This window comes from Alcanivorax sp. 24 (assembly GCF_004360225.1).
Taxonomy (GTDB): Bacteria; Pseudomonadota; Gammaproteobacteria; order Pseudomonadales; family Alcanivoracaceae; genus Alloalcanivorax; species Alloalcanivorax xiamenensis.
Genome location: NZ_SNUA01000003.1, coordinates 70,663 through 97,461 on the forward strand (window position 1 = coordinate 70,663; position 26,799 = coordinate 97,461).

Sequence of the window (26,799 nt, forward strand, 5' to 3'; positions counted from 1 at the left end):
CGATGACATCACCTCATCTGGCCTTCTACCCGAAGGGGTTGCCTGAGCGGATTCGCGCTCCGCGAACCACTCTGGTGGATAACCTGCGCATCTCCGCCCAGCGTTACCCCGAGCGTCCGGCACTGGTGTTTTATAACGGTGTGCTGAGCTATCACGATCTGGAGCGGGATGTCCGGCGCATGGCCGGCTATCTGCAACAGGAGTGCGGCGTCGCCAAGGGCGATCGCGTATTGCTCTACACTCAGAACTGCCCGCAGTTCACCGTGGCCTTCTATGCGGTGATGTCGCTGGGAGCGGCGGTGGTGCCGGTAAACGCCATGAGCACCCACGAGGAACTGGCCTACTATTTCGAAAATAGCGGCGCCCGTCTGGCGTTCTGCGCCGCCGACCTCTATGGCAATCTGCGTCCCTGTGTGGACAGCGGTCTGGTTACCCGGGTGATTCTGCATCAGTACCGGGATTACCTGAGCGATCCGCAAGATCCGCTGGTTCCTGGCTGGATCGCGGTGGCGCAGGAACAAGTAACGGATCCGGCGGTGGTGACCTGGGCCGATGCCCTGGCCACGGAGCAGACCCCGATGCCGGCGGCCTTCGACGCCGACCAGATGTGTGTTCTGCCTTACACCTCCGGTACCACCGGTCATCCAAAGGGCTGCATTCACACTCACCGTACTCTGGGATACGCCATTTATTCTTCGTCGTTGTGGCGCGCGCTCAATGCCGAATCCGTGTTTCTGTCAGTGGCGCCGATGTTTCACATGCTGGGGCTGCAAAGCGGCATGAACATGCCGATTCTGCTCGGGGCCACCACGGTGATTCTGCCGCGCTGGGACCGCGACATGGCGGCGCGGCTGATCGACCGCTGGGGTGTCAGTGTATGGGGCGCGCCGCCGGCGATGATCATCGACTTTTTCGCCAAGCCGGATATCGCCGACTACGACTTGTCGCGCCTGAGTCTGATTTTCGGCGGCGGTGCGGCGATGCCGGAAGCGGTGTCGCGCACCCTGAAGGAAGACCACGGCATCGCGTTCAATGAATCCTATGGTTTGACCGAAACTTCCGCGTTCCTGCACGCCAATCCCGTGCACCGTAACAAGCGTCAGTGTCTGGGGGTGCCTACCTTTGGCGTGGAGTCCCGGGTGGTCGATCCGGAAACCCTGGAGCCGCTGCCACGAGGAGAAGTTGGTGAATTGATCACCAGCGGGCCGCAAGTCATGGAAGGGTATTGGCACAACGACGAGGCCAATCGCGACGCCTTTGTTGAACGCGATGGGCGTCGTTTTTTCCGTACCGGCGATCTGGCCTGCATCGACGAGGACGGTTACTTCTTCATGAAGGACCGGCTCAAGCGCATGATCAATGTGTCCGGCTATAAGGTCTGGCCGGCGGAAGTGGAAAATTTCATGTATGACCATCCGGCGGTTCAGGAGGCCTGTGTCATCGGCGTGCCGGATAGCCGTCGCGGTGAAGTGGTCATGGCGATTCTGGTCGTCAAGGACCGTTACCGGGGCCAGGTCACCGAAGAGCAGGTGATCGACTGGGCGCGGGAAAAGATGGCGGTGTACAAAGCCCCCCGACGGGTGGAATTCGTCGACGCCTTACCCAAGTCAGGCGCTGGCAAGATTCTCTGGCGTCAACTGCAGGATGAACAGCGGTCGTTGCTTGAGGGCGGCGATGCGGTGGCGGCGGGGAACGGGTGACCGGTTGTTTCGCCGGGCCCCTGTCGCCGACGGCTGGCGGTAATTACGAGGAGAGCAAACATGGTTAACCAAGAAGGTGGTGTACAGGCCATCTATCAGGCGGCCCTGGATCAGGGACGTTTCGAGATCCAGCGCTGTAATGACTGTGGTGACGCGGTGTTCTTTCCGCGTGAATTGTGCCCGGGTTGCGGCAGCGGTGATCTGTCGTGGTTCAAACCCAGCGGCAAAGGCACTGTCTACGCGGTGACCACGGTGCGGCGCAAGCCCGAGGCCGGTGGCGATTACAACGTTTCTCTGATTGATCTGGAAGAAAACGTCCGGTTGATGAGCCGCATTGAAAACACGGCGCCGGATGAAGTGAAAATCGGTATGACGGTGAAAGCCCGGGTGGCGGTGAACGACGGTGCGGGTCTGTTGGTATTCGACGCGGCGGAAGGAGAGGCCCAATGAGCGGAGATCTGAATCATTTGCGCGGCAAGTTCGCCATTGCCGGCGTGGCTACCTTTGGTTGCGGTGAGGCGCCGGGCTATACCGACATGGAGCTGCTGGCCCAGGCCGCGCGTCTGGCCGTGGCCGATGCCGGTCTGACCATGAAGGACATTGACGGTCTGTGTACCGCCAGTGCCTCTTCCACCATGTGGTCGATGCCGGTGGTGGAGTATCTGGGTATCCGGCCCCGTTTCCTTGACGCAACGATGGTCGGCGGTTCCAGTTTCATTGCACACCTGATGCCGGCGATGCAAGCGCTGGAGTCCGGTCAATGCGACGCGGTACTGGTGGCCTACGGCAGCGCCCAGCGCACCTCCACATTAAGCCGCAAGGAGATCGGCAAGGCCCGCCTGCTGATGGACCCGCAGCCTTACGAGCATCCTTATCAACCGATGCTGCCGATGTCCGCGTACGCGCTGGCGGCTTCCCGTCACATGCATGAGTTTGGCACCACGCGTCGTCAATTGGCGCAAGTGGCGGTGTCGGCGCGTCAATGGGCGCGGAAGAATCCGGATGCGTTCATGCGCGATCCACTCACCGTGGAAGAGGTTCTCAACTCGCGCATGGTTTCCGACCCGTTGACCGTGCGTGACGCTTGTCTGGTTACCGATGGCGGCGGTGCCTATGTGTTGGTGCGCGCGGATCGCGCCCGCGATCTGCCACAGCCGCCGGTGTATGTGCTGGGCCAGGGCACGGCGGTGTGGAATCGGCAAATCTCCAGCATGGCGGATCTTACCGTTACCGCCGCCACGCAGTCCGGCCGTGACGCCTACGCCATGGCGGGAATGGGGCCGAAGGATATCGATGTGGCGGAGCTCTACGACGCCTTCACCATCAACACCTTGTTGTTCCTGGAGGACCTGGGCTTCTGTGCCAAAGGAGAGGCCGGGGCCTTCGTGGAGGATGGGCACATCGCCCCTGGCGGCAGCCTGCCGGTGAACACCAACGGTGGCGGTCTGTCGTGGGGCCACCCGGGAATGTACGGCATTTTCGCCGCCATCGAGGGCGTGCGTCAGTTGCGTGGCAAGGCGGGCGATAGCCAGGTGGCCGGTGCGCGAACGGCCATCGTGCACGGTAACGGCGGCACGCTGTCCAGCCAGTCCACCGCCATTCTGGGTACTGCCGAGGCGCTGTGAGGCGCCCTTTATTCAGGGCGGCGACGCCGCCGGGAGGCCAGCATGATACGTGATCAGGAAACCATGAATACGCTGTTGGATACCATCAGTCGCTTTGTGCGAGAGCGGCTGGTGCCCAACGAGGAATGGGTGGCGGAACATGACGCCATTCCCGAGGACATTGTCAGGGAGATGAAGGACATCGGCCTGTTCGGACTGACCATCCCGGAACAATTCGGTGGCCTCGGTCTGACCATGGAGGAGGAAGTGCTGGTGATGTTCGAGATGGGGCGCACCTCACCGGCATTTCGCTCGTTGTTCGGCACCACCGTGGGGATCGGTTCCCAGGGCATTCTGATGGACGGCACCGACGAACAAAAACAACGGTGGCTGCCATCGCTGGCCACCGGCGAGGTGATGGCGTCGTTCGCGCTGACCGAACCAGGCGCGGGTTCCGATGCCGCTTCCCTGCGGACCAGCGCGGTGAAGGACGGTGATCATTATGTGGTGAACGGGACCAAGCGCTTTATCACCAACGCGCCCCAGGCCGGTATCTTTACCTTGATGGCTCGTACCGATCCGGATGTGAAAGGCGCGGGCGGCATTTCCGCGTTTATTGTCGACGCCAGCACTCCGGGCATTTCCCTGGGCAAACCGGACAGCAAGATGGGCCAGAAAGGCGCCCATACCTGTGACGTGGTGTTCGAGGACTGCCGGGTGCCGGCGGCTAACATTATTGGCGGCAAGCCCGGTGTCGGTTTCAAGACCGCCATGAAAGTGCTGGATAAGGGAAGGATTCACATTGCCGCCATCTGTGTCGGCGTGGCGGAACGGATGCTCGACGATGCGCTGCGTTACGCCGCCGAGCGCGAGCAGTTCGGCCAGGCCATCGGTGAATTCCAATTGGTGCAGGCAATGCTGGCAGACAGCAAGGCGGAGATTTATGCCTCCCGATGCATGGTGATGGACGCGGCCAGGCGTCGGGATAATGGTGAAAACGTCAGCACCGAGGCCGCTTGCTGCAAGATGTACGCCTCGGAAATGTGCGGTCGCGTGGCGGATCGCGCGGTGCAGATTCACGGTGGCGCCGGCTATATGTCCGAGTACGGGATCGAGCGGTTTTACCGTGATGTGCGGCTGTTCCGTATCTATGAAGGCACCACCCAAATTCAGCAGATCGTGATCGCGCGCAACATGCTGCGTGCGGTGCGTTAACACTTAAAAGTTCGCTCTCCACGCATGGCGGGGGGCCAACCGTCGTGCGTGCTTTTTATTCCCGCGGGTGGATAACACCGCCCGCTTCAAGCCCTTGTTCCAAGGGCTTTGGCCGTTTATTCCGTCTCACAGGTGAATCATGTCCGACCACGATATTGTTGTTCATGCCCGTTGCCGGGCAGGGGAGTCTCGACCATGTATCTGACTCAGGGCTTGCATCGCGCCGTGCAGCAAGCACCGCAACGCCTGGCCACGGTGGATGGCGAACGTCGCCGCAGCTATCGGGAGCTGGCTGACCGTTGCGCCCGGTTCGCCGGTGGGCTCACCGGCCTGGGGGTACGGGCCGGGGACCGGGTGGCGATACTGGCCGCCAACTGTGATTACCATGCTGAGTATTTTCTTGGCTTGTGGTGGATGGGCGCGGTGGCCAATGCCGTGAATACCCGCTGGAATGTGAAGGAGATGGCGTACTCTCTCAACGACAGCGAAGCGGAGATACTGCTGGTCAGCGACGCCTTCCTGCCAATGGTGGACACGCTCAAGACGCAGTGTCCGAGACTGCGCCATGTTCTGCATCTGGGAGATACGCCACCCGTCCAGACACCGGGGGCGGCGGGCATGATTCATTACGAGGAGTTTCTGGCCTCGGCGACACCGGTGGACGATGGCCGTTTTGGTGGCGACCACCTGGCGGTGCTGCTCTACACCGGCGGAACCACCGGTTTTCCCAAGGGCGTGATGCTTTCCCACGACAATCTCTGGAGTTGTGCCATTACCCGGCTGGCGGAGAGCGACCCGCCTGATCCGTTCGTCACCCTGTTGGCATCGCCACTGTTCCATACCGCTGGCGTCGCCAAGTTCATCACCCAGATCGTGGTGGGTGGTACGGCGGTGATGATGCCGTCCTTCCGGGTGGAGGAGGTGCTGGCCGCCATTGAGCGGGAAAGGATCACCGATGTGATTCTGGTGCCCAGCATGATTCAGATGCTGGTGGATCACCCCGCGGTCGGCGAGCATGATCTGAGCTCCCTGACACGGGTTGCTTACGGGGCGTCGCCGATTTCCCAGGCGGTTCTGGAACGTGCCCTGACGGTCTTCCCGGAAGCCCAGTTCACCCATACCTATGGCATGACCGAAGCATCGCCGATGATCACGCTGAATTCCTGGCGCAATCACCGTGGCGAGGCCCTCACCAATGGCCGTATTCGTTCCGCCGGCAAAGCCACCTGGGGCATGGAAGTGCGTATCGTCGACGAGAATGACAGGGAAGTGCCGAGGGGTACCGTGGGCGAGGTGGTGGCGCGGGGTGACAACATCATGCTGGGTTACTGGAACAATCCGGAGGCCACGGCGGAGACCCTGCGCGGTGGCTGGCTGCATACCGGCGATGGCGGTTACATGGACGAAGACGGCTACATCTACATCGTCGATCGGATGAAGGACATGATCGTCAGCGGTGGCGAGAATGTGTACTGCGCCGAGGTGGAAAACGTGCTCGCCCGGCATCCGGCGGTGGCCAGTTGCGCGGTGATCGGCATTCCCCACGACACCTGGGGGGAAAGCGTGCATGCGGTGGTGGTGACGCAATCCGGCGTCGAGGTGTCCGCCGCCGAACTGACCGACTTCTGCCGCGCGGATCTGGCCGGCTACAAGTGCCCGCGATCAGTGGAATTCCGCGACGGCCTGCCGCTGTCCGGTGCCGGCAAGGTGCTTAAGCAGGCGTTGAGGGAGCCCTATTGGCAGGGCCGTTCCCGCCGGGTGTCCTGACCGGCGGGACTTACGTCAGGCGGGCCGGAGCTGTTCAGCGCAGCCCGGCGCCGCCGTTGGAGACGTGGGCAAGCAAGCCCTCGCCGGCGGCGGCGATATGACGGCGCATGGCTTCGGCGGCGGCTTCAGCGTCGCCGGAGCGCAGTGCCGTGACGATGGCCCAATGCTCCTGGCTGGATTCCGCCATGCGGTTCTCGATGGTGATCGGCGTCAGCGGTGGCACTCCCTGCCAGAGAGTGAGAATGATTTTCTGGGTGCGCGGCTGATTGGCGGCATCGTAGAGCACCCGGTGAAAACGCTGATTGAGCGCTACATAGGCGGCGGAGTCGCCGGCATCGGCGGCCTGGTCCATGTCCTGTTGCAGCTGCTCCAGTTCGTCCAGCTCCTCTTCACCGAGTTGCGGGCAGGCCTGGGCGACCATGTGGCCTTCCAGCAACTCGCGCAGGGCGTAGATCTCCTTGACGTCATCGACGCCAAAGGAACTGACCCGATAGGCACCCCGGCCCTCGGTCTCCACCAGACCGTCCGCCTCCAACCGGCGTAAAGCATCACGGACCGGGATGCGGCTGGTGCCGAAACGTTTGGCCAGGTCTTCCTGAACCAGACGCTCGCCGCCGGCGATGTCGCCGCGCAGGATAGCCTCGCGCATGCGCACATAGACCTCCTCTTCCATGGAACGGCGGCGGACGGGAGCGAAAGGATCGGTTTGGGTTCGCGGCATAGTGTGTTTCTCAAACGCTAAGACAAAGTGTCCCCGGATAGTGGCGGGAGTTTACAGGATTTGCCCGCCTCGGGCCCGTGCAAGGGGGGCGACGGACGCCGTGGTCCGTCAACTGTATACCGTATACAATGCGCCGGGCCAGGTGCTGGTCGCAACGGCCTTTGTTCCTTTTTTATAAAGCAGACAGGAGATCGCAGGTTAATGAGCTGGACTCGCGAAGACGAAATCAACTGGACCAATAACAACCCCTTCCGTTGTCATCTGGGCATCAAGATCAACTGGGTCAACGACGATGGCGGTTCCGAAATTGCCTTGCCGGTTACTCCGGAGCTGCTACAGGCGTATGGCATGGTGCACGGCGGCATTTACTGCGTGCTGATCGACACCGTGCTGGGCACCTGCGTGCGCGCCTACCATCAGCGCGATGCCGGCCCGATCACGGTGGATCTCAACGTCAGCTTTCTGCGGCCCACCGGACAGGGGGAGATCGTCTGCCGTGGTGAAATCATCAAGGCCGGCCGCAAGGTCATGGTTGGCAGCGCCGATGTGCTTGACGCGGAAGGCCGCAAGCTGGCTACCGGCCGTGGCTCTTTCCTGATGCGCAACGAGTAGCGTGATCAGACCGCCGCCCGGCGGGCGGTGGCCAGCAGGCTGGCGGCGGCGGCGAACAGGGCGGCGAAGCCGCGGTTCACCAGCCGCTGTTGGCGGGTACTGCGCAGCAGTTTGAGCGCACGGGCGGCCAGCCCGGTGTAGCCGAGCATCACCACGACATCCACGCTGATCAGGGTCAGGCCCATAATCGCGTATTGCAGGGCCATGGGCCGTGAGGGTTCGAGAAACTGAGGCAGGACCGCGAGCAGGAAGACCACTGCCTTGGGGTTGCTGGCGTTGATCAGGAAACCCCGAAGTAGCAGTACACCGCGGCGGCGGCCCTGATGATCGTCACCAAGGGTGTCGTAGTCCTGAGTGGGCGCGCGCCACTGTTTGACCGCCAGATAGAGCAGGTAGGCGACCCCGAACCATTTGATCAGGGCGAAAGCCAGAGCCGAGGTGGCGAGCAGGGCACCGACGCCGGCGGCGACGATGGCGAGTTGCAACACCAGACCCAGTTCCAGACCCAGAATATTCCAACCTCCACGTAATACGCCGTAGCGTAGCCCCGCGGACATGGACGCCACCGCGCCGGCGCCGGGTGACAGACAGATCAGCCAGCAGGCCACGAAGAAAGCGAACCAGGTGTGCAGCGCCATGGGATATCCGTTAACGGGCAAAAAACGCGCTGAATACGTCTAGGGTGTGCTCAGCAGACGGGAACCAAAGGCTTCCAGGGCGGACAGTCCCTGAATGTCATCGACGAATAAGGGTACCTGCCGCCGGGGCAGCGGGTCCAGCCGTTCCGCCAGGTCCACCAACATTCTCTGCTCGCGTTCGCGCCGCGCCTGGAAGAAGGCCCCTTCGGCGCCGTCTGGCAGCACCCGGTTGACCACCGCGCCGGCCACCGGAATGCCGGCTTCCTTCAGGCTGTGCACGGCCCGTTCGGTTTCCAGAATAGGCAGACGTTCCGGTGTCAGCACGAACAGAAAGGCGCTGTGCTCGGGGGCGGAAAGCAAGCGGCGGGCTTTCTGGAAACGGCGCTGCCGTTCGATCAGTGGTGCCGCCAGGTCGCGGGTACGGTCATCCAGACCGGCCAGTTGATGTTCTTCCGGCGTATTGACCGGGCTATCCAAATCGCGGCCGGGGGTCAGGTGGGATAGCACCTTGCCCAACTGTTCGGAGCGGCGGTGTTGCCGTAACAGCCCCTCGCTCCAGGCCGCCATCACCTCAGGCAAGCTCAGCAGGCGCAGGGTGTGACCGGTGGGCGCGGTATCGAATACAACCAGATCAAAGCGCTCGCGAGCCTCTTCCATAATGGTGGTAAGACGCTCCAGCAGCGCGGCCTCCTGAGCACCGGGCGCCTGGCGGCTGAGCTTGAGCTGGTGTTCCATGGCCGAGCGTTGCTCGGGTCTGGCGAAGCGGGCCATTTGCGCGCGTACCCGCTGCAGATGCTCTTCGACCTCCTGTTCGGGATCCACCTCCAGAGCGGTGAGATTAACCGCCAGGGTCTGTTCCCGGTTACCGATCTCGCGGTCAAAAGCATCGGCCAGACTGTGGGCGGGATCGGTGGAGACCAGCAGCGTGCGGCGGCCCAGATTGGCGGCGGCCAGGGCCAGCGCGGAAGCCACCGTGGTTTTGCCCACGCCGCCCTTGCCGCCGACCATCAGTTGTCGGCGCTGGCTCAGAAGGTCATGCAGATTGAGTTCCGACATGGTGATGGGGCTCATTGACGAACTTACCGGCGACAGCGCTCAGCAACAACGGAAATTATCCAGTGGTGAATGGGGCATGCCCATGCGCCGGTGCCAGTCATGGAATCGCTCCATCAACAACGGCTGCAGCTCCAGTGTGTACCAACTGGCCGGATTGGGAATGCCCATGGTCTCGGAGAAGACCATGAGCATGAACAGATCATCTTCATCCCGGCGGGCGCGGGCAATGGCGGACCGGTAGGGGGCGTTGTAATACTCCGCCCCCAGCTCTCCGGCGCGCCGATACCAGCGCTTGAGGTTGCCGAGAATCGTCACGGCTTTCACCCTTTCACCTCGGCTTCCCGGGCTTTCTTGTGGCGGCGAAGGCTGGCGGTGCACTCCAGGGTTACCAGAACCGCCGCCACCAGAACCACCAGATCGAGGCTGAACAGGAACCAATCCTGTTTCTCATAGAATCCGCGTAGCTGGATCAACAGCGCCGCCAGCGTCATGACCAGCAGGAATACCAGCGGTACCAGGGTATAGAGGGTGGGGCGGCCAAGCCGTACCAGCATTACCGTGACCACCAGCAGGGTGAGACCGGCGAGCAACTGGTTGGTGGTGCCAAACAATGGCCAGATCAACAGGCCGCCGGAACCGTCCGCGCCCCCGGCGCCAAACGCCAGCAGCACACAGGCACCCACCGCCAGCAGAGTGGCGGGGGCAGGGCGGCGCATCCAGCGGATGTTATACAGCTCACCCCATTCCTGGAAAATGTAACGCTGCAGCCGCAAGCCGGTGTCCATGGTGGTACCGGCGAACAACGCGGCCATCACCGTCAGCATGGTGGCCGAAACCGAGGCGTCAATGCCGGTGCCGGCGCTGAGAATGGCGGCGCCGCCGTCGACGAACGCCTTCAGGCTGCCGGCGCCGAACTTGGAATAGACCTCCTGCCAATCCGCCAGTGAGGCAAAGCCCGCCGTGGCGGCGAGGATCGCGGCCAGGGCCAGCGCCCCTTCACCAATGGCGCCGAAATAGCCGACGAATCGGGCGTCGGTTTCCTTGTTCAACTGCTTGGACGTGGTGCCGGAGGCGACCAGACCATGGAACCCGGAGATCGCGCCACAGGCGATGGTGACGAACAGCAAGGGCAGTAACGGCGGCGTGCCATCCGGCACGTTCACATTGAGGGCCGGCGCCACCACCGTCGGATTGGCGATCAGCATGGCGCCATAAAGCAGGATCAGACCAACAAAGAGCTGCAGTCCGTTGATGTAATCACGGGGTTGCAGCAATACCCAAACCGGCAAGAGCGAGGCAATGGCGGCGTAGGCGAACAGGATCAGGATCCAGGCGGCGTTGGCGGAGAGGCCGAAGGTGGTCTCCGGCAAGGCGATGGGGACCGACGGGCCAACCCAGATCAAAGCGTACAGTGCCACCACGCCGAGCAGAGAAACGACGGCGAGATTCAATTTCCAGCGGTAGATCAACTGGCCGATCACCAGGGCCACGGCAATAGCGCCCCATACTGGTACCACGGCGCCGGGATTGTTGATCAACAGGCGGGCGATCACCACGCCGAACACCGCGTTGACCATCAATAGCACCAGGAAAATAACGATCATGAACACGCTGCGGGCACGTGGACCCACCACTTCGCCGGTGAGGCTGCCCACCGACTGTGCCCGATTACGGACGCTGGCCCAGATCGCGCCGGAATCGTGGACCCCGGCGAAGAAAATGGTGCCGAACACCACCCACAGAAACGCGGGCAGCCAGCCCCAGATCACGGCAATGGCCGGACCGACAATGGGCGCGGCGCCGGCCACTGAAGTGAAGTGATGGCCCCAAAGGACAAATTTGTTAGTGGGTACGAAATCCACGCCGTCTTCCATGGCATGGGCGGGCGTTTCGAAATTCGGATCAAGCTTGTAGATTTTATCGGCGATAAAACGGGAATAGAGAAAATAGCCGGCGGCCATGCCGCCCAGTCCGAGGATCAATAAGACGATGGCGCTCATGATTAATCCTTATTCGCTGCGCAGTCGGGTAAGACATGTCCACCACAGAATTAACTCCAAAGTGTGAAGCTGGTCAATGCGACCAAAGTCCAAAGCGCTCAATGTTGGTGCGCTCTCTAGGCAGAGCGGCCGTCGCGGGTTAGGCTTAACTGACTTTTTCGGATGTCCGGCCTCTGTCTGATTGTCATGGAGAGGAAGCCATGCCAGGGGGGAACCGGGGTGACTTCCGACAACAAAAACCACACTTCAAGGATCGACGTGGGGGAGATTCGACGATGATCAAAGTAATGGTGGTGGACGACCACGAGTTGGTGCGTACCGGCATTAGCCGGATGCTGAGTGACCAGGATGGCATCCGTGTCATTGGGGAAGCCGCCTCCGGCGAGGAGGCGGTGAAGCTGGCTCGCGACCTGGAGCCGGACGTGGTGCTGATGGACATCAAGATGCCCGGCATGGGCGGACTGGTTGCCACCCGTAAGATGATGAAGCAGGACGACGGCATTCGCATCATCGCGGTAACCGTGTGCGAGGAAGAACCGTTTCCTTCCCGGGTGATGGAAGCCGGCGCCGCTGGTTATATGACCAAGGGGGCGGATCTGGAAGAAATGGTGCGGGCAATCAAGGTGGTGCAAAGCGGGCAGCGTTACATCAGCCCGGACATCGCCCAGGCGATGGCGCTGCGTGCCTACAAGCCGACGCCGGCGGCCCTGGATGTGCTGTCCGAAAGGGAACTGCAGATCATGACGATGATCGTCAACCGCTTCAAAGTGCAGGACGTGGCCGATCAGCTCTGCTTGTCACCCAAAACGGTCAACACCTACCGATACCGGATTTTCGACAAGCTCGGTATTACCAGTGACATGGAAATGGCGCTGATCGCGGTGCGTCATGGCCTGGTCAACGCCCACGAAGCGGTGGCCCTGTAAAAGGGAACCTCTGAAAAAATACCCCGTCATCCCGGGCTTGACCCGGGATCTCCCACCGCAAGGTGAGTGGCTTCGTGGAAGGAGATGCCGGATCGAATCCGGGCATGACGTTTTCAGAGGCTGCTTAAACCCGGATTTTGCTAAACTAGGTGGCGCCCGTGCTCCGGCACGGGCGTTTTGCGTTCCGGGCGACCGGCCCGTGTCATCAACGGCTATCGCCTGTTCCCGTCGCGCCTCAATTCGGAGTGAACTTGTCCAGTTTCGACGCCAAGCATTTCCTCGCCCATTGCCCGCGCACCCCGGGGGTGTACCGCATGCTGGATGGCAAAGGCGGGGTCCTGTACGTGGGCAAGGCGCGGGATTTGCGGGCCCGGCTCTCCAGCTATTTCCAGAAGCGGGTGGATTCCGCCAAGACCCGCGCGCTGGTGGCCAAGATCGAAGCGGTGGAGAGCACCGTCACCGGCAGCGAGGCGGAAGCGCTGTTGTTGGAACAGTCGTTGATCAAGACGCTGCGGCCTCCCTATAACATTCTGCTGCGGGACGATAAATCCTATCCCTACATCAAGATCACCACCTCGGACCGCTTTCCCCGGGTGACCTTTCACCGTGGCAGCCGCCGCCCCGGCGCCCAGTACTTCGGTCCTTATCCCAGCGCCGGCAGTGTCCGTGAGACGCTGGCGCTGATCGAAAAGGTGTTCCTGATCCGCAATTGCCGGGACAGCTTCTTCCGTAACCGCTCCCGCCCCTGTCTGCAGTATCAGATCCACCGCTGTACCGGGCCCTGCGTGGATCTGGTGTCCGAGGAGCATTACGCGACCCAGGTACGCATGGCGATCGATTTTCTTTCTGGCCGTAGCCGCGAGGTGACCCGCCGGCTGACCCGGGAAATGGAAGCCGCCGCCGAGCGGCTGGAGTTCGAGCGTGCGGCGGAATTACGTGATCAACTGGCCGCGGTACAGGCGGTGCAGCAGAAACAGAATGTGGAAGCCGGCAGCGGCAATGTGGACGCGGTGGCCATCGCCACCCGCCATGGACTGGCGGTGATCGAGGTGCTGATGGTCCGCCAGGGCCGGGTGCTTGGCCACCGCAGCTTCCGTCCGGATACCCGTGGCGAGGACGATCAGGAGGAAATTCTGGAAGCCTTCCTGGCCCAGTACTATCTCGGAGAGCGGGACGAACAGTCGATTCCAAAGGAAATCCTGCTGCCGATGGCGTTGCCTGGTGCCGATGCCTTGCAGGAAGCGCTGTCCAGCCGCTATCAACGGCAGATCCGGCTGGCCTGGCGGGTCAGGGCAGGGCGGTCCGCCTGGCTCAATATGGCCAGAACCAACGCCGAGCAGACCATCGCCGGGGATCTGGCTGCCCGCGAACATCTGGAGAGTCGCTTCCACGCCCTGGAGACCCTGTTGGAGGCGGACGCGCCGATCCGCCACGTGGAGTGCTTTGATATCAGCCACACCCAGGGAGAGCGGGCGGTGGCCTCCTGTGTGGTGTTCGACCAGCATGGGCCGCGCAAGACCGATTACCGTCACTTCAATGTTACTCCGGACCAGGGCGGCGACGACTATCAGGCGTTGGAGGAAGCGGTTCGTCGCCGCTATCAGCGCGTGGTCAAGGAGGAGGGGCGCTTGCCGGACCTGCTGTTGATCGACGGGGGAAAAGGGCAGATGCGGCGTGCCTTCGATGTGATCCAGTCGTTGCAGCTGGATAATCGTATTCTGGTCATGGGGATAGGCAAGGGTCCGACCCGCAAACCGGGACTCGAAGTCCTGTATCTGCCCGACGGCCGCGAGCTGGTGCCCGGCGGCGGCGATTCGGCACTGCACTTGCTGCAGCAGATCCGGGATGAGGCCCACCGGTTCGCCATCACCGGCCACCGCGCTCGACGGGCCAAGGCCCGCCGGTCCGGCCTGGAGGAGATTCCCGGAGTGGGGCCGAAGCGGCGAAAGGCGCTGCTCAGTCACTTCGGCGGCCTCAAGCAATTGCGTAATGCCTCCAAGGAGGAACTGGCCCGGGTGGAGGGGGTCAACGCCCAGACCGCGCAAACCATCTACGACTGGTTCCACGGCTAGGCCGGCTGCTTCGGGCGGGCCGGCCGGGCCGATTTATCATTCCCACAAAAGCAGTCCGGCAATGAGAAGACGGAACGATTCCGCTATACTGGTTTTTTTTCAGCCGGTTGAAGTGGTTCATGCCTGCGCACTCTCCGATTTTGAATCTGCCGAACATCCTGACCCTGATTCGCGTCGCCGCCATCCCGGTGCTGGTGGCGGCGTTTTATCTCCCGTTCAAAGGCAGCAATATGGTGGCCGCCGTGCTGTTTCTGGCCGCCGGACTGACTGACTGGCTGGACGGCTACCTGGCTCGCAAACTGGGACAAACCAGTCCTTTTGGCGCCTTTCTGGATCCGGTGGCGGACAAGCTGATCGTCGCCGTGGCGCTGTTGATGCTGGTGCAGCAGCATGCCACGCTCTGGCTCACCGCCCCGGCCATGGTTATCGTGTGCCGGGAAATCACCGTATCGGCGCTACGGGAGTGGATGGCGGAGTTGGGGATGCGCGCTAAGGTGGCGGTCAGTGCCATCGGTAAAATAAAGACGGTGACCCAGATGGTGGCCATCACCTTGCTGCTGGCGGTCCAGCCCGGCTACGACATCAGCGGGGGGATGCTGATGACGCCCATCCTCTGGTTGAGTTATGTTTGTCTCTACGTAGCCATGTTGCTTACTTTGTGGTCGATGTTCCTGTATCTGAAGGCAGCGGCGCCGCAGTTCCGGCGTTCGCGCCCAAGACCCTGAAAAAACAGAGAAAATGGGTTGACAGAACAGGGGGTATGAGTAGAATGCTGATCCGCGTCGAGACAAACAATCGACGCTAAAGCGGGAATAGCTCAGCTGGTAGAGCACAACCTTGCCAAGGTTGGGGTCGCGAGTTCGAATCTCGTTTCCCGCTCCAATTTTCAACCTCGGCACAGCCGAGGTTTTTTGTTCTTTCAAGATTTCAGGCGCGGTGGCAGAGTGGTTATGCAGCGGACTGCAACTCCGTGTACGCCGGTTCGATTCCGACCCGCGCCTCCAATCCCTCTCAGTGGAAGTCCTCTACCTCGAGCACCCCGAGATCAAGCGGGTATGGTGAAATTGGTAGACACAAGAGACTTAAAATCTCTCGACCGTTAGGTCGTGCCGGTTCGAGTCCGGCTACCCGCACCAGATCCAACTCTCTCCGAGCTACTCATATTGTCCCGCCCCGCCAATCGGCGGGTTGTGGATTATTTTATGCGGGAAACAAGGCACCGAGTTCCTCCTGTAAGCGTACGCCAAACTGACGCAACTGTTCGTCGGATGTCCGGAAACTGGGCATCATCAGCCCCAGGACGGTATCCGGGTAGCCGCTTCCGTCGTGGATGGGCACGGCCACCGCGCTGGCGCCCTCCACACGTTCGCCATTGGAGATGGCGAAGCCCTGCTGGCGAATACCTTTCAGCTCCTTGCGCAGGGCGCTGACCTTGGGCTGATGGGCGGTTAATGCCGTCATGGTGGGATTGCGGATCAGGGTTTCCATCTCGGCCTCGGGCAGAAAGGCCAGAATGGCCTTTCCCGCCGCGCCCAGATAGAGGGGAAAGGCGCTGCCTGTTTCCAGAGCGTAGCGGACCGGGTGCGGGCTGGGTAATACCGAAGTGACGATCTGCTTGTTACCGGCACGATGAAACAGGGAAACGGTCTCCCTGGTCTCGGCGTGCAGTCGTTCCATCAGAGGGCGGATGCGTACCAGCACATCATCATTGTTGAGGAAGTGCCGGGCCAATTGCATGACGGAAGGGGAGAGGCGCCATTGTTCGTTGTCGAGGTTCTGCTCGATCAGCCCCTTGTCGGCCAGCGGTGTCAGAATTTCGAGCGCGATGCGTGGATCCAACCCGGCCTGCCGGGAGAGCTGTTCGGTGGATGCGTCCCCCGGAAGATTATCCGCCGCCGCTTGCAGTAAATCCACGGCCCGGGATATCGAGCCGGCCCCACCGGAACGCCCGGTGTAGCTGTATCGCTTGTCCTGGGGGCGGCGGTAGACGTAGCCGCGTGCCTCCAGGGTTTGCAGAATCCGGTATACGATGGTCGTGGCTTCGCCCATGGCGGCGACCACTTCGGTCAGAGAGAGCGGTTCCGATGTCCGTTCCAGCAGCTCCAGGACGTCCAGGGCACGTGTCAGTGTTTGCAGCTGATAAGAGGCCGCCATGGTTTTTATTCGCCCGCTTTGGTGATTGGGAAAAGCCGATAAACACAGGGCGTAATGATAGCATGGATAGCGCCGTGGGCCGGCGCGGACCGGTTACTGATTGACCGCCGTGGGACCGGTCAAATACGGGCGGGTCATGCTCAGCAGCTCGGCGAAGCTGTCCTCGACGCTCCGGTGCGAGGTATCGAGCACGGCGTCGGCGCGGCGGTAGTCGGCGTCGCGTTCCACCAGGATTCGTTTGAGGTCGTCCATGGCATGGGTATGGCCCTGCATTGGCCGCGTGTCCCCCTGGTCGATAACACGTTGCATGTGTTCTTCCGGGGAGGCCTTGATCCAGACGGTATGGAAGCGGCTCAGCAGACGTTGGAACGTCTCCGCTTCGGACACCAGACTGCCGCCGGCTTCCACCACCGAAAGGGGATCCTGTTCGATCACGTACTCCAGCGCTTCCCGTTCAAAGCGCCGGTAGGCGGGCTGCCCGCCAAGCGCCATGATCTCGCCGATGTCCATGCCGGCCAGTTGTTCGATCAGGCCATTGAGCCGGATATAAGGCACGTTTAGCCGCTCTCCAAGCATCTGACCCAACCGGCTTTTGCCGCCACCGCGCAGGCCGATCAGTGCCACGCCGCGGTGTTGCCCCTTGTTCACATCAAAATGCCGGACCAACAGCTGGTACGCTTCATCCAGTTGAGCTGGGGAGAGTCGATCAAGAAGATCCCGCAAAGGCGGCGAAAGGACCTGCTGCTGTTCCGGTTGCGGGAGGATGTCCTGCACTGGCACGCCCATGGCGGCGGCAAGGCGTTGCAGCAGCATGATTGAAATATTGGCCTTGCCCCCTTCGATTTGCGCCAGGTAGCGCTCGGAGATGTCCGACTGGGACGACAGTTCCTTGCGCGCCATGCCCCGCCGGGCGCGAATGGCGCGCACCCGGTCTCCAATGGTCACCATATAGTCTGGCCCGTTGCTTTCATTCTGATCGTTGGCAGGGTGCATGCTCGTCTCCGTTTCCCTGAGCGTACCGGCGATGGCCTCGACCGGGGCTGTTGGGAGGCATTATCCCATGCCGAGGTGGGTGTCGAGTAGGCTGGTATCCCGGCTGATTTCCGCGCTGTCGCCGTCAAAAACCACGGATCCCTTTACCAGGACCAGATGCCGGTCGGCGATGGTCAGCAGGTTGTCAATGTTCTTGTCGACGATGATGCTGGCGATGCCGGAGGCTTTGATCTCGCCGAGGATTCTCCATATCTCATCACGAATCAGTGGCGCTAGGCCCTCGGTGGCTTCGTCGAGAATCATGATCCGGGGGTTGGTCATCAGCGCCCGTCCAATGGAGAGCATCTGCTGTTCGCCGCCGGAGAGCAGGGCGCCGTCATGCTGGAGCCGCTGCGCCAGACGTGGAAAAGTATCCAGGACGCGCTCCAGTGTCCAGGGTGAGCGGCCCTCGGCATCGGGACGCGCCGCCATGATCAAATGCTCATGCACATTGATACCCGGGAAGATGCCGCGCCCTTCCGGCACATAGCCGATGCCCCGGCGTACCACCTGCCAGGGCCGGCACTTGCGGGTCGGTTTTCCGAGGATCCGGACGCTGCCCTGCCTGGGGGTAACAAAGCCAAGCAGCGCCTTCAGGGTTGTGGTCTTGCCCATGCCGTTGCGTCCCATCAGGCTGAGCGTTTCAGCGGGCATTAAATGAAGATCGACGCCATGCAGGACATGGCTCTGACCATAGTAGGCATGCAGATCGCGGGCGTCGATCAACGGCTGAGCCGTTTGTGGAGGCGAAAGTGACGCGTTGAAGGTATTCATGCCTCCTCCTGTTGATGTCTGCCCAGATAGACGTCCCGAACCTTTGAACTGCCACGAATGGTGTCCGTGGTCCCGGTTTCAAGAACGCGACCATCGACCATGACGGTGATCCGTTCCGCCAGCGCAAAGACGGAGTCCATGTCGTGTTCGATCAGCACCAGGGTGTAATCACCACGCAAGGCGCCAAGCAGCTCGGTAACCCGGGCGGTTTCCTCGCGGCCCATGCCGGCCAGGGGTTCGTCGAGCAGCATCAAAGTGGGCGCCGTGGCCAGCACCATGGCGATTTGCAATTGACGTTGCTCGCCATAGCTCATGGCGTTTGCGGGTGTCGCGGCACGATGGGAGAGCTGGCAGGTTGCCAGGGCCTGCTCCGCGCGCTCATCGACTTGCCGCGCGGTGGCGCGAGAGCGCCAGCTGGCGATGACGCCGCCGAGATGGATACGGGCGGCGAGCCGGCAGTTTTCGAGGCAACTCAAGCGGGGAAAAATATTGGTTTTCTGATGACTGCGGCCGATACCCAGGCGGGCGACACGGTGAGCCGGCAGGCCGTGAATCGGGCGTTGCCGATAGTGGATTTCCCCTTCACTGGGACGCAGCTCCCCGGAGAGCAAATTGATCAGCGTGCTCTTACCCGCGCCATTGGGGCCGAGGATGGCATGGACCTGGCCGGGCCGGACGTCAAAGTCGACCCGGTCCACCGCCGTCAGACCGCCGAACCGGCAGGTCAGTCCCCGGGTGGATAACAATGCGCTATTCATAATGGCGGCCCTCGTCGTGTTCGTGAGGCAGGGCAGGGCCCAGACGTGCTTTGAATAAAGCGGCGGGACCGGATCTGAACAGCCCCTTCATGCCGGCACCGGGCAGTCGAAAGCGAGGCGGATCGAGAATGAGACCGGCCAGGCCTTTCGGTAGCACCAACACGATAAGGATGATCGTCAACCCCATCAGTAACTGCCAATAGACGGTTAAATGCTCGAAGGCGTAATGCAACAGCTCGTAGGCGAAAGCCCCGAGTAGCGGACCGAACAGCGTGCCCATGCCACCCAGGATGACCATCATCAGCACCTCGCCGGAAAGATGCCAACCCAGCTGCGCCGGGTTGGCGAAGCCATACTGCATCGCCGCCAGCATGCCGGCGACGCCGGCCAGTACCCCGGAGATGACGAACGCGGCCAGCTTGTAGCCGTAGGTGGCATAGCCAAGGGCCTGCATTCGATGTTCGTTGTCATGGATACCGTCGAGCACCTGGCCAAAGTAGGAGCGTATCAGCCAGTGCAGAAACAAATAGGCAAGCAGGGTCACGCCCATGACAAAATAAAAAAAATGCAGTGGATTTTCGAGATCGATGAGCGTCAGGTCACCGATGGCCAGAGTGGGCTTGAACATTATGAAGAGGCCGTCGCTGCCGCCGGTGAAGCTGGCGTCACTGACCAGGTAGTAGAGCATCTGGCCGAAAGCCAGAGTGGTCATGATGAAGAAAATGCCCCGGGTACGTAGCACCAGTGCGCCAATCACCAGAGCGGACAAGGCACTCACCAGCATCACCAGTGGCATCATCCACCACAGCGAAGCGGCGCTGTAGGATGGGCTGGCCATTGCCAGGGTGTAACCGGCCAGACCAAAGAACAACGCATGTCCCAGACTGACAAGACCAATCACGCCAACCAGCAAATCCAGGCTCATGGCGAACAGCCCGAGAATCAACATCAGAGTGAGTTTCTCCAGGAAGAATTCGCTGCCATCACCGATCAGTGCCGCCCCCCAAAGAGGGTATAGCACCAGAATAGCGGTCAGCGTGAGCATCATGATCGGTACGCGCTTGGGGTAGCGATGAAGCATGGATTTCTCCTCAGGCGAACAGCCCGCGCGGCTTGATAATGAGCACGGCTGCCATGATCAGATAGATGATGACGCTGGCGAGAGCGGGAAGTAGCACCGGGCCGAAGGTCGCGGCCTGTCCGATCAGCAGGGAGCCCAGGAAGGCGCCCTTGATGGAACCGATGCCGCCGATCACGACAATGACGAAGCAGGTGATCAGCACGTTGTCCCCCATGCCAGGATACAAGGATGTCATGGGTGCGGAGAGCATGCCGGCGAACGCGGCCAGTCCCACTCCGATACTGAATATCAGCGTGAACAGGGTACGCACATCGATGCCGAGCCCCTCCACCATATCCCGGTTGGCGGCACCGGCACGGATGACGATACCCAGACGGGTATGGCGGATAACCCAATAAATACCGCCGGCCATCAGCAAACACACGCTGCCGACGAACAACCGGTAAACCGGGTACTGCAGATTATCGGTGAGAGTTATGTTGCCGCTGAGAGAGGGAGGAACCGCCACGCTTTGCACGTCGTTGCCCCAGATGATGCGCTGGGCCTCGTTGAGCACCAGGATCAGCCCGAAAGTCAGCAGCACCTGGTAAAGATGATCGCGTCGATACAGCGTGCCGAGAAACAGCCGCTCGATCACCAGTCCCAACACCACGGCGATCGGCACGGCCAGCAGCAGGGCGAGCCAGAAGCTGCCGGTGCGCAGCGTCAGGTCATAGGCCAGATAGGCACCAATCATGTACATGGCCCCGTGGGCAAGATTGATGATACCCATGATGCCAAAAATCAGTGTGAGTCCGCTGGCGATCAGGAACAGCAGCAGGCCGTATTGCAGGCCGTTGAGCAGCTGTATGGCGATGAATACGGGATCCATGAACATTCTCCTCGGGTCGGTTGCCCGGCAGGGGCGCGCCGCGCCTTCGCGGGGCGCCTGATCGGTCTACAGGCGGCAGCCACGGGCTGGATCTTCCAAAGCCCGGCTGGCCACATCGATGACCTGATTGCGTCCCTCCTTGACCTGGCGGAGATAGATGTTCTGAATCGGGTGGTGAGCCTTGGAGAAGGCCACCGGCCCGCGCGGGCTGTTCAGTTTGACACCGGCCAGCGCCGAGATCAGCGCGTCCCGGTCGGCGCTGTTACCTTGAGTCTGGTCCAGCGCTTGAGCCAGCATCATGCCGGCGTCGTAGCCTTGTACGGCGTAGGTGTCGAGCTTGCGTTCATAGGTTTCGCCATACGCTTCGCGGAAGGCACGATCCACTTCCGAATCGAGACCATCGGCATAGTGCAGAGTGGTAAGGATACCCTCGGCGGCTTCACCCTGGGCGTCCAGATTGCCGTCGGTGAGAAACCCTGAACCCAGCAACGGCACGCTGTCCTTCAAACCCAGTTTGGCGTAGTCGCGAACAAAACGGACCGCGCCGGCACCGGCGAAGAAAGTGTAGACCGCGTCCGGTTTGATGCTGGCTATGTCGGTCAGATAGGGCTGAAACTGTGTTTCCGGAAACGGCACCAGAATCTGTTTGACGATCTCGCCACCGGCTTTGGTGAAGGATTCCTCGAAGCCGGCGATGTCTTCCTTGCCACCGGCGTAATTCCAGGTGATGGTCACGACTTTGCGGTAGCCACGATCATAGGCCACCTTGCCCATGGGGTAGCTGTCCTGCCACATGGAGAAAGAGGTGCGGAACACGTTGGGCATGCACAGTTGCCCGGTGGCCGCGCCCAGGCCGGCGTTGGGGATGATCATGATGGCGCCGGTCTGCTTCGCCACTTTCAACATACCCATGGCCACGCCAGAATGCACCGGACCGATGACCACGTCGACCTTGTCGCCCTTGACCAGGCGGCTCATGTTTTGCGGTGCCTTGGAGGCATCGGCTTCGCTGTCGAGGACAACGTATTCCACCGGGCGCCCTCCCAGTTGATCACCATTTTGTTTGATCGCCAGCTTCAGACCGTTGGTGATCGATTCGCCCAGGGGTGCGTAGGTGCCAGAGTAGGGCAGCATCAGTCCGAGTCTCACCGGTGTCGCCTGATCTTCCCGGTTTTGCTGCGCCATCAGGGGCTGGAACGCCGCCAGGAAGAGCAGCCCCATGGCGGTCATCAGGTGGCGGGTGTGCTTGCGTATGCGTGCGAGTTTCATTTTTTCTCTCCTGGCAGGCCTGTCCCGCCGTTTTTTTTGTAATGACAGAGTTTGCCCGGACCCGGCAGGGGCCCGTCCTAATAGGTCTCCACGTGATAGCGCCCGAGACGGACCATGTCGTCGCGTAACTCGGGCCAGTCGAGGCCGTGTTTTTCCGCGATCACATGGAGCGATTCCTCAACACCTTCCTCCATGCCTTTCAAGCCGCAGATGTAGATATGGGTATGGCTGTCGCCGAGCAGTTCCCCGAGCAGGCCGCTGCGCGCGCTCATCCGGTGCTGGACATATTCCTTGGCCGCATCGGGTAGCCGGGAAAACACCAGCTCCTTGTGAATAAGGCTGTCCGGTAACTTGCCGAGAGGGCCGAAATAAGGCAGCTCATTGGGAGTACGGGCGCCGAAGAACAGCACCAGCCGTCCGTTGGCATCCGGTTGCCTGCGGCGCCGGCGCTCGGTCATGGCGCGGAAGGGCGCTGATCCGGTGCCGGTACAGATCATGATGATGTTGGCGTCCGGGTGTTCGGGCATCAAAAAGCTGTCACCGAACGGGCCCACCACGTCCACCTCATCCCCTTTGTTCAAATCACAGATAAAGTTGGAGGCCACGCCGCCCTCCACTCGCTTGACCGTCAGCGATAGATTGTTGTGGTTGGGACGTTCGCCGTCGCGGGGACTGGCGACGGAATACAGTCGCATTTTGTGCGGCTTACCGGTCCCGGTATGGCCTGGTGGCAAAATGCCCACGCTTTGTCCTTCCAGTACCGGAAAGGCAGTGGCGCCAAAATCCAGCACGATATGACGAATGTCGGATTCAGTGCCTTCGGCGGTGATGCGGTAGTTGCCCACCACCCTGGCACGGGCGGGGGTGGAACGGGTGAACATGTTGAGCATCGGCTTGCCGGCGGAATCCGGAGCCCGCGCACGCACGCCGGCGTGGGCCAGGGTCAACAGTTCGCGGACTTCGTCGTCCTCGTCGGGCGCCTCGCTGTCGCTCAACGCGTCGGCGTTTTCTTCCGGAAGCTCGTCCCAGCCGAACTGCTGCTCGGTGGTAAAAGGTTCATTGACCAGCCTCCAGTTGTCGATGGCGCCGGTGGGGCAGGGGGCAATACAGTCCATGCAGTAGTTGCACTTTTCCGCATCCACCACATAGTTGTCTTCGTTGTGAGTGACCGCATCGATCGGGCAGGTTTCCTCGCAGGTGTTGCAGCGGATGCAAATTTCCGGATCGATGAGGTGTTGTCGCAACAAGCTCATGATGAGTCCTCTCGCTCTTGCCGCGGGCACCGCCGCGCCCGCGGAGCGGCAAAATCAGCCGGCCAGGCGCACGTATTCGAAATCCCCGGGTTTGTTATCAATACCGACCTTCGGCGGTGCGATCCAGCCGGCGTACTGGCCGGGCTCGGTAACCGGCACCATCAGGGAATCCAGGTAGGTCAGATCCGACGCGGTGGGCAACCAGGCATCGCGATTGGCTTCGAAAGTGGCCTGGTCGATCACATCGCCACCGGGAGAAACGAACAGACCGCTGAACTCGCCGATCTGACGGTTGAACGCGATGTGCGGCAATGTCAGTTCATAATCAAAGCCGGCTTTCTTGATCAGCTTGTTCCAACGCTTGACGCCGCCCTCGGCGTCCTTGACGTAGTCATCGCGCAGCCGCGCATTGATAGCGTTGAGCGCCGTTTCTTCCACCATCTTCAGTTCACCGTCGACCACCTTGAGCACCGCGTAGGTGTCGTTGTGCAGTTGGTGATCATCGTCGATGCGAGTTTCCTGATAGCGGCCCTTGATGCCGGCTTCATAGGCGGAGGCGGCGTTGGTGGAAACCTCATTGCCGAACAAATCCAGCGTCACGGCGAGGTGAAAATTCATCTTTCGCTGAATCATCGGCAGGTCCATTACGCCGAGCTTGCGCACCGCTTCCTCATCGGCGGGGTTGGTGATGCCGGCCTTGTTCATGGCTTCGCAGGTGCGCTGGATGACGCGGGAAATACCGGATTCCCCCACGAACATATGATGGGCTTCCTCGGTGAGCATGAACCGGCAGGTGCGTGAGAGTGGATCGAAGCCGGATTGCGCCAGGGATTCCAGCTGCATCTTGCCGTCGCGGTCGGTGAAGAACGTGAACATGAAGAACGACAACCAATCCGGTGTTTCTTCGTTGAAGGCGCCGAGCATACGCGGCTTGTCCTTATCGCCGGAAGTGCGTTTGAGCAGGTTCTCCGCTTCCTCGCGTCCGTCCTTGCCGAAGTATTTGTGCAACAGATAAACCATGGCCCACAAATGGCGGCCTTCTTCCACATTCACCTGGAAGAGATTGCGGAGGTCGTACAAGGATGGGGCGGTCTTGCCAAGGTGGCGTTGCTGCTCCACCGAAGCCGGCTCGGTGTCGCCTTGGATGACAACAAGGCGGCGCAGCATGGCGCGGTACTCGCCCGGCACTTCCTGCCACACCGGTTCGCCCTTGTGTTTGCCGAAAGGAATAGTGCGGCCTTCCTCGGCTGGCGCGAGCAGAATGCCCCAGCGGTACTCCGGCATGTTCACGTAGCCGAATTCCGCCCAGCCTTTGGGGTCCACGCCGACGGCGGTGCGCAGATACACTGGCGTGTCCTGGAAACCATCAGGCCCCATGTCTTTCCACCAGTCGATAAAACCGGGGTGCCAGGCCTCCAGCGCTTTGCGCAGGCGGCGGTCCTCGGAAAGATTGACATTGTTGGGAATCAGATCGTCGTAGTTCACTTCCTGTTTCAAGGCGCTCATGGGTTAAATCCTCTCGAAGTTGTAGGTGGGACGAGAGCCGCTGCCGTATAGCTGCAGGGCGCCTTGCTGGCCGACCGCGTTGGGGCGTTGGAATATCCAGTTCTGCCACGCGGTTAAGCGCCCGAAAATGCGGGTTTCCATGGTTTCCGGGCCGGCAAAGCGCAGGTTCGCTTCCATGCCGATCAGGGCGTCGGGGGAGAAACTGGACCGTTCCTCGATCAGCAGCCGCAGTTCCTCGTCCCAGTCGATGTCATCGTAGGCTTCGGTGATCAGGCCGCTCCGCAGGGCGTTCATGGCATCCAGTGGCTGCCCTTGTAGCTCACGGGCCTGATCCACGCTGTGCGGTTCACCGTGGAAACGGGTTGCCAGCCGGGTCAGACCGTTGCTCATTGGCAAGGCGCCGAAGTTCATGGCACTGAGGCACAGCGCCGCTGGCGGAGTGTCATCCCCTTCCCATTGGCCGTCGAGCATGAAGCTGCGATCGGCGCAGAACACCAGTTCGGCGAGCAAACCGCTGAAGCAGCTTCCCGGTTCCACCAGGGCGAACAGGGTGCGGGAAGTCACATCAAGACGCTTGAGTGTGCGTTTCCAGAACAGGCGGATTTCACGCATCAACCAGTGCTCCTGCTCCAACAGGCATTCATAAGCGGCGATACGAGGGCCATCGCCCTGACTCTTTATCAGCCAGGTGCCCATCTCCGGCTGATTGAGGCGCAGATGCAAAATGGCATCGTCCAGGTCGCGGGCCAGCGCCAGCGGCCAGAAACGGTCGCCTTGAGCCTGGGCATCCGCGACGGAAGTGGGGGCGTCCTGTTGCGGACCATGCACAATCAGAGTCGCGGTGCGCCGGCTGTTATCCAACTCCACGGTGAGATGGCGGTAATGGATGCTGTGCTCGCCGATTTCCCGATCCAGCGGTGAAAAGCGCACGCCACTGGCGTTGTCCGGGCGGTCGGAACGCTGCGCGAGCTCCTGGGCGCGGGCTGTGACCGCCTGATCGAATTGCGAGGCCGGCGCCAATTCGTCCACCAGTCGCCAGTCGAGCGCGCGCTGACCGCGAACACCGTCTTCCATGCTGCAAAAGATATCGGCCCGGTCCCGGCGTACCTTGCGTTTGTCGGTGACACGGGTCAGACCGCCGGTGCCTGGCAATACCGCGAGCAGAGAAACTTCCGGCAGCGACACCGTGGTGGTGCCGTCGTCGATCAGCACAATATGGTCGGTGGCCAGTGCCAGCTCATAGCCGCCGCCGGCGGCGGTGCCGTTCACCGCGCACATCCAGGTCTGACCGGATTCGGCGCTGGCTTCCTCGATGGCATTGCGGGTTTCGTTGGTGAACTTGCAGAAGTTCACTTTATGGCCATGGCTGGCGCCGCCGAGCATGCGGATGTTGGCGCCGGCGCAGAAGATTTTTTCGTTGGCGGAAGCCAGTACCACGGCTTTGACTTCCGGATGCTCGAAACGCAGGCGTTGGACAAGGTCGTTGAGTTCGATGTCCACGCCCAGGTCATAGGAATTCATCTTTAACTGATAGCCGTCGAACAGGCCGGCGTTTTCATTCACCGCCATGGTCACCCGGGCGATGGGGCCGTCGATGGTCAGTCGCCAGTGCCGGTACTGGTCAGGGGAGGTCCGGAAGTCAATCATTTCGCTGCCTCTTCGGTTGTTGTGGGTGGCGCGTTCCAGGGAGCCGGTTGTCTTCGGGGAGAGCCGATCATCAGACTGGATTCTGAATTATAGTGCACTATTTGAAATTATAGTGAATTAAAATTCCGAAAGTGGCAAGAAAA

At 61.3% G+C, this 26,799-nt stretch carries 24 protein-coding genes and 3 tRNA genes; 12 read left to right on the plus strand and 15 right to left on the minus strand.

What is annotated here, in order from left to right:
• Positions 1 to 2: 2 nt before the first annotated feature.
• From E0L37_RS05210 to E0L37_RS05230, 5 genes are all read left to right on the plus strand, one after another.
• Positions 3 to 1,700, plus strand: a complete 1,698-nt coding sequence (locus E0L37_RS05210; RefSeq protein WP_133490725.1) for a long-chain-fatty-acid--CoA ligase — start codon at positions 3 to 5, stop codon at positions 1,698 to 1,700.
• A 60-nt stretch (positions 1,701 to 1,760) separates the two neighbouring features.
• Positions 1,761 to 2,150, plus strand: a complete 390-nt coding sequence (locus tag E0L37_RS05215; RefSeq protein WP_133490726.1) for a Zn-ribbon domain-containing OB-fold protein — start codon at positions 1,761 to 1,763, stop codon at positions 2,148 to 2,150.
• Positions 2,147 to 3,325, plus strand: coding sequence for a thiolase (locus tag E0L37_RS05220; RefSeq protein ID WP_133490727.1), 1,179 nt, complete (start codon positions 2,147 to 2,149; stop codon positions 3,323 to 3,325). Before E0L37_RS05215 ends, E0L37_RS05220 begins: the two co-directional genes overlap by 4 nt.
• A 42-nt stretch (positions 3,326 to 3,367) precedes the next feature.
• On the plus strand, positions 3,368 to 4,519 hold the full coding sequence (locus E0L37_RS05225; protein ID WP_133490728.1) for an acyl-CoA dehydrogenase family protein: 1,152 nt from the start codon (positions 3,368 to 3,370) through the stop codon (positions 4,517 to 4,519).
• A gap of 195 nt (positions 4,520 to 4,714) precedes the next feature.
• Entirely contained in the window at positions 4,715 to 6,286 is a 1,572-nt protein-coding gene (locus E0L37_RS05230; RefSeq protein WP_133490729.1) for a long-chain-fatty-acid--CoA ligase, read from the plus strand.
• A 34-nt stretch (positions 6,287 to 6,320) separates the two neighbouring features.
• On the opposite strand, the gene E0L37_RS05235 is transcribed toward E0L37_RS05230, so the two are convergent.
• A complete protein-coding gene (locus E0L37_RS05235; RefSeq protein WP_236564116.1) occupies positions 6,321 to 7,007 on the minus strand; it encodes a GntR family transcriptional regulator in 687 nt (228 codons plus the stop codon).
• 201 nt (positions 7,008 to 7,208) lie between these two features.
• Between E0L37_RS05235 and E0L37_RS05240 the strand changes: the two genes are divergently transcribed.
• Positions 7,209 to 7,619: a PaaI family thioesterase gene (locus E0L37_RS05240; RefSeq protein WP_014994373.1), complete on the plus strand. Its 411-nt coding sequence runs from the start codon at positions 7,209 to 7,211 to the stop codon at positions 7,617 to 7,619.
• 5 nt (positions 7,620 to 7,624) lie between these two features.
• On the opposite strand, the gene E0L37_RS05245 is transcribed toward E0L37_RS05240, so the two are convergent.
• From E0L37_RS05245 to E0L37_RS05260, 4 genes are read right to left on the minus strand one after another with little or no spacing between them, the layout of a single operon-like run.
• Positions 7,625 to 8,257, minus strand: a complete 633-nt coding sequence (locus tag E0L37_RS05245) for a LysE family transporter (RefSeq protein ID WP_133490730.1) — start codon at positions 8,255 to 8,257, stop codon at positions 7,625 to 7,627.
• 39 nt (positions 8,258 to 8,296) lie between these two features.
• Positions 8,297 to 9,328 carry an ArsA family ATPase gene (locus E0L37_RS05250; protein ID WP_133490731.1) on the minus strand — a complete coding sequence of 344 codons (1,032 nt, stop codon included), beginning with the start codon at positions 9,326 to 9,328 and terminating at the stop codon, positions 8,297 to 8,299.
• Between the two features lie 24 nt (positions 9,329 to 9,352).
• Complete coding sequence (locus tag E0L37_RS05255; protein ID WP_370450519.1) at positions 9,353 to 9,628, minus strand: cory-CC-star protein; 276 nt, start codon at positions 9,626 to 9,628, stop codon at positions 9,353 to 9,355.
• 5 nt (positions 9,629 to 9,633) lie between these two features.
• The gene (locus tag E0L37_RS05260) at positions 9,634 to 11,313 is read right to left on the minus strand and encodes a carbon starvation protein A (protein ID WP_133490733.1); all 1,680 of its coding nucleotides are present in this window, start codon (positions 11,311 to 11,313) and stop codon (positions 9,634 to 9,636) included.
• Between the two features lie 275 nt (positions 11,314 to 11,588).
• Here E0L37_RS05260 and uvrY point away from each other — a divergent pair, with 275 nt between their 5' ends.
• From uvrY to E0L37_RS05290, 6 genes are all read left to right on the plus strand, one after another.
• Positions 11,589 to 12,239 carry a UvrY/SirA/GacA family response regulator transcription factor gene (gene uvrY, locus E0L37_RS05265; protein ID WP_014994378.1) on the plus strand — a complete coding sequence of 217 codons (651 nt, stop codon included), beginning with the start codon at positions 11,589 to 11,591 and terminating at the stop codon, positions 12,237 to 12,239.
• A gap of 251 nt (positions 12,240 to 12,490) precedes the next feature.
• Complete coding sequence (gene uvrC, locus E0L37_RS05270; RefSeq protein ID WP_133490734.1) at positions 12,491 to 14,311, plus strand: excinuclease ABC subunit UvrC; 1,821 nt, start codon at positions 12,491 to 12,493, stop codon at positions 14,309 to 14,311.
• Positions 14,312 to 14,430: 119 nt separating this feature from the next.
• A complete protein-coding gene (pgsA, locus tag E0L37_RS05275) occupies positions 14,431 to 15,036 on the plus strand; it encodes a CDP-diacylglycerol--glycerol-3-phosphate 3-phosphatidyltransferase (RefSeq protein ID WP_133490735.1) in 606 nt (201 codons plus the stop codon).
• Positions 15,037 to 15,117: 81 nt separating this feature from the next.
• A tRNA-Gly gene (locus E0L37_RS05280) sits at positions 15,118 to 15,193 on the plus strand.
• A 48-nt stretch (positions 15,194 to 15,241) separates the two neighbouring features.
• Positions 15,242 to 15,315, plus strand: a tRNA-Cys gene (locus E0L37_RS05285).
• Between the two features lie 45 nt (positions 15,316 to 15,360).
• Positions 15,361 to 15,447 (plus strand) — tRNA-Leu (locus E0L37_RS05290).
• Positions 15,448 to 15,511: 64 nt separating this feature from the next.
• On the opposite strand, the gene E0L37_RS05295 is transcribed toward E0L37_RS05290, so the two are convergent.
• From E0L37_RS05295 to boxC, 10 genes are all read right to left on the minus strand, one after another.
• Positions 15,512 to 16,465 carry an IclR family transcriptional regulator C-terminal domain-containing protein gene (locus E0L37_RS05295; protein WP_133490736.1) on the minus strand — a complete coding sequence of 318 codons (954 nt, stop codon included), beginning with the start codon at positions 16,463 to 16,465 and terminating at the stop codon, positions 15,512 to 15,514.
• Between the two features lie 93 nt (positions 16,466 to 16,558).
• On the minus strand, positions 16,559 to 17,458 hold the full coding sequence (locus E0L37_RS05300; protein ID WP_133490737.1) for a helix-turn-helix transcriptional regulator: 900 nt from the start codon (positions 17,456 to 17,458) through the stop codon (positions 16,559 to 16,561).
• A gap of 60 nt (positions 17,459 to 17,518) precedes the next feature.
• Complete coding sequence (locus E0L37_RS05305; protein WP_133490738.1) at positions 17,519 to 18,271, minus strand: ABC transporter ATP-binding protein; 753 nt, start codon at positions 18,269 to 18,271, stop codon at positions 17,519 to 17,521.
• A complete protein-coding gene (locus E0L37_RS05310) occupies positions 18,268 to 19,029 on the minus strand; it encodes an ABC transporter ATP-binding protein (RefSeq protein ID WP_133490739.1) in 762 nt (253 codons plus the stop codon). The genes E0L37_RS05305 and E0L37_RS05310 overlap by 4 nt, the downstream gene beginning before the upstream one ends.
• On the minus strand, positions 19,022 to 20,110 hold the full coding sequence (locus E0L37_RS05315) for a branched-chain amino acid ABC transporter permease (protein WP_133490740.1): 1,089 nt from the start codon (positions 20,108 to 20,110) through the stop codon (positions 19,022 to 19,024). Before E0L37_RS05315 ends, E0L37_RS05310 begins: the two co-directional genes overlap by 8 nt.
• 10 nt (positions 20,111 to 20,120) lie before the next feature.
• The gene (locus tag E0L37_RS05320; protein WP_133490741.1) at positions 20,121 to 20,981 is read right to left on the minus strand and encodes a branched-chain amino acid ABC transporter permease; all 861 of its coding nucleotides are present in this window, start codon (positions 20,979 to 20,981) and stop codon (positions 20,121 to 20,123) included.
• A gap of 66 nt (positions 20,982 to 21,047) precedes the next feature.
• On the minus strand, positions 21,048 to 22,250 hold the full coding sequence (locus tag E0L37_RS05325; RefSeq protein ID WP_133490742.1) for an ABC transporter substrate-binding protein: 1,203 nt from the start codon (positions 22,248 to 22,250) through the stop codon (positions 21,048 to 21,050).
• Positions 22,251 to 22,327: 77 nt separating this feature from the next.
• Entirely contained in the window at positions 22,328 to 23,503 is a 1,176-nt protein-coding gene (gene boxA, locus E0L37_RS05330; protein ID WP_133490743.1) for a benzoyl-CoA 2,3-epoxidase subunit BoxA, read from the minus strand.
• Between the two features lie 54 nt (positions 23,504 to 23,557).
• Complete coding sequence (gene boxB / locus E0L37_RS05335) at positions 23,558 to 25,009, minus strand: benzoyl-CoA 2,3-epoxidase subunit BoxB (protein ID WP_133490744.1); 1,452 nt, start codon at positions 25,007 to 25,009, stop codon at positions 23,558 to 23,560.
• Between the two features lie 3 nt (positions 25,010 to 25,012).
• Positions 25,013 to 26,656: a 2,3-epoxybenzoyl-CoA dihydrolase gene (boxC, locus tag E0L37_RS05340; protein WP_133490745.1), complete on the minus strand. Its 1,644-nt coding sequence runs from the start codon at positions 26,654 to 26,656 to the stop codon at positions 25,013 to 25,015.
• Between the last annotated feature and the right edge of the window lie 143 nt (positions 26,657 to 26,799).

What these genes read in the sequence shown, in the direction of transcription:
- E0L37_RS05210 (WP_133490725.1), top strand. Translation starts at nt 3, where the DNA reads ATGACATCACCTCATCTGGCCTTCTACCCGAAGGGGTTGCCTGAGCGG.
- E0L37_RS05215 (WP_133490726.1), top strand. Translation starts at nt 1,761, where the DNA reads ATGGTTAACCAAGAAGGTGGTGTACAGGCCATCTATCAGGCGGCCCTG.
- E0L37_RS05220 (WP_133490727.1), top strand. Translation starts at nt 2,147, where the DNA reads ATGAGCGGAGATCTGAATCATTTGCGCGGCAAGTTCGCCATTGCCGGC.
- E0L37_RS05225 (WP_133490728.1), top strand. Translation starts at nt 3,368, where the DNA reads ATGATACGTGATCAGGAAACCATGAATACGCTGTTGGATACCATCAGT.
- E0L37_RS05230 (WP_133490729.1), top strand. Translation starts at nt 4,715, where the DNA reads ATGTATCTGACTCAGGGCTTGCATCGCGCCGTGCAGCAAGCACCGCAA.
- E0L37_RS05235 (WP_236564116.1), bottom strand. Translation starts at nt 7,007, where the DNA reads ATGCCGCGAACCCAAACCGATCCTTTCGCTCCCGTCCGCCGCCGTTCC.
- E0L37_RS05240 (WP_014994373.1), top strand. Translation starts at nt 7,209, where the DNA reads ATGAGCTGGACTCGCGAAGACGAAATCAACTGGACCAATAACAACCCC.
- E0L37_RS05245 (WP_133490730.1), bottom strand. Translation starts at nt 8,257, where the DNA reads ATGGCGCTGCACACCTGGTTCGCTTTCTTCGTGGCCTGCTGGCTGATC.
- E0L37_RS05250 (WP_133490731.1), bottom strand. Translation starts at nt 9,328, where the DNA reads ATGAGCCCCATCACCATGTCGGAACTCAATCTGCATGACCTTCTGAGC.
- E0L37_RS05260 (WP_133490733.1), bottom strand. Translation starts at nt 11,313, where the DNA reads ATGAGCGCCATCGTCTTATTGATCCTCGGACTGGGCGGCATGGCCGCC.
- uvrY (WP_014994378.1), top strand. Translation starts at nt 11,589, where the DNA reads ATGATCAAAGTAATGGTGGTGGACGACCACGAGTTGGTGCGTACCGGC.
- pgsA (WP_133490735.1), top strand. Translation starts at nt 14,431, where the DNA reads ATGCCTGCGCACTCTCCGATTTTGAATCTGCCGAACATCCTGACCCTG.
- E0L37_RS05295 (WP_133490736.1), bottom strand. Translation starts at nt 16,465, where the DNA reads ATGGCGGCCTCTTATCAGCTGCAAACACTGACACGTGCCCTGGACGTC.
- E0L37_RS05300 (WP_133490737.1), bottom strand. Translation starts at nt 17,458, where the DNA reads ATGCACCCTGCCAACGATCAGAATGAAAGCAACGGGCCAGACTATATG.
- E0L37_RS05305 (WP_133490738.1), bottom strand. Translation starts at nt 18,271, where the DNA reads ATGAATACCTTCAACGCGTCACTTTCGCCTCCACAAACGGCTCAGCCG.
- E0L37_RS05310 (WP_133490739.1), bottom strand. Translation starts at nt 19,029, where the DNA reads ATGAATAGCGCATTGTTATCCACCCGGGGACTGACCTGCCGGTTCGGC.
- E0L37_RS05315 (WP_133490740.1), bottom strand. Translation starts at nt 20,110, where the DNA reads ATGCTTCATCGCTACCCCAAGCGCGTACCGATCATGATGCTCACGCTG.
- E0L37_RS05320 (WP_133490741.1), bottom strand. Translation starts at nt 20,981, where the DNA reads ATGGATCCCGTATTCATCGCCATACAGCTGCTCAACGGCCTGCAATAC.
- E0L37_RS05325 (WP_133490742.1), bottom strand. Translation starts at nt 22,250, where the DNA reads ATGAAACTCGCACGCATACGCAAGCACACCCGCCACCTGATGACCGCC.
- boxA (WP_133490743.1), bottom strand. Translation starts at nt 23,503, where the DNA reads ATGAGCTTGTTGCGACAACACCTCATCGATCCGGAAATTTGCATCCGC.
- boxB (WP_133490744.1), bottom strand. Translation starts at nt 25,009, where the DNA reads ATGAGCGCCTTGAAACAGGAAGTGAACTACGACGATCTGATTCCCAAC.
- boxC (WP_133490745.1), bottom strand. Translation starts at nt 26,656, where the DNA reads ATGATTGACTTCCGGACCTCCCCTGACCAGTACCGGCACTGGCGACTG.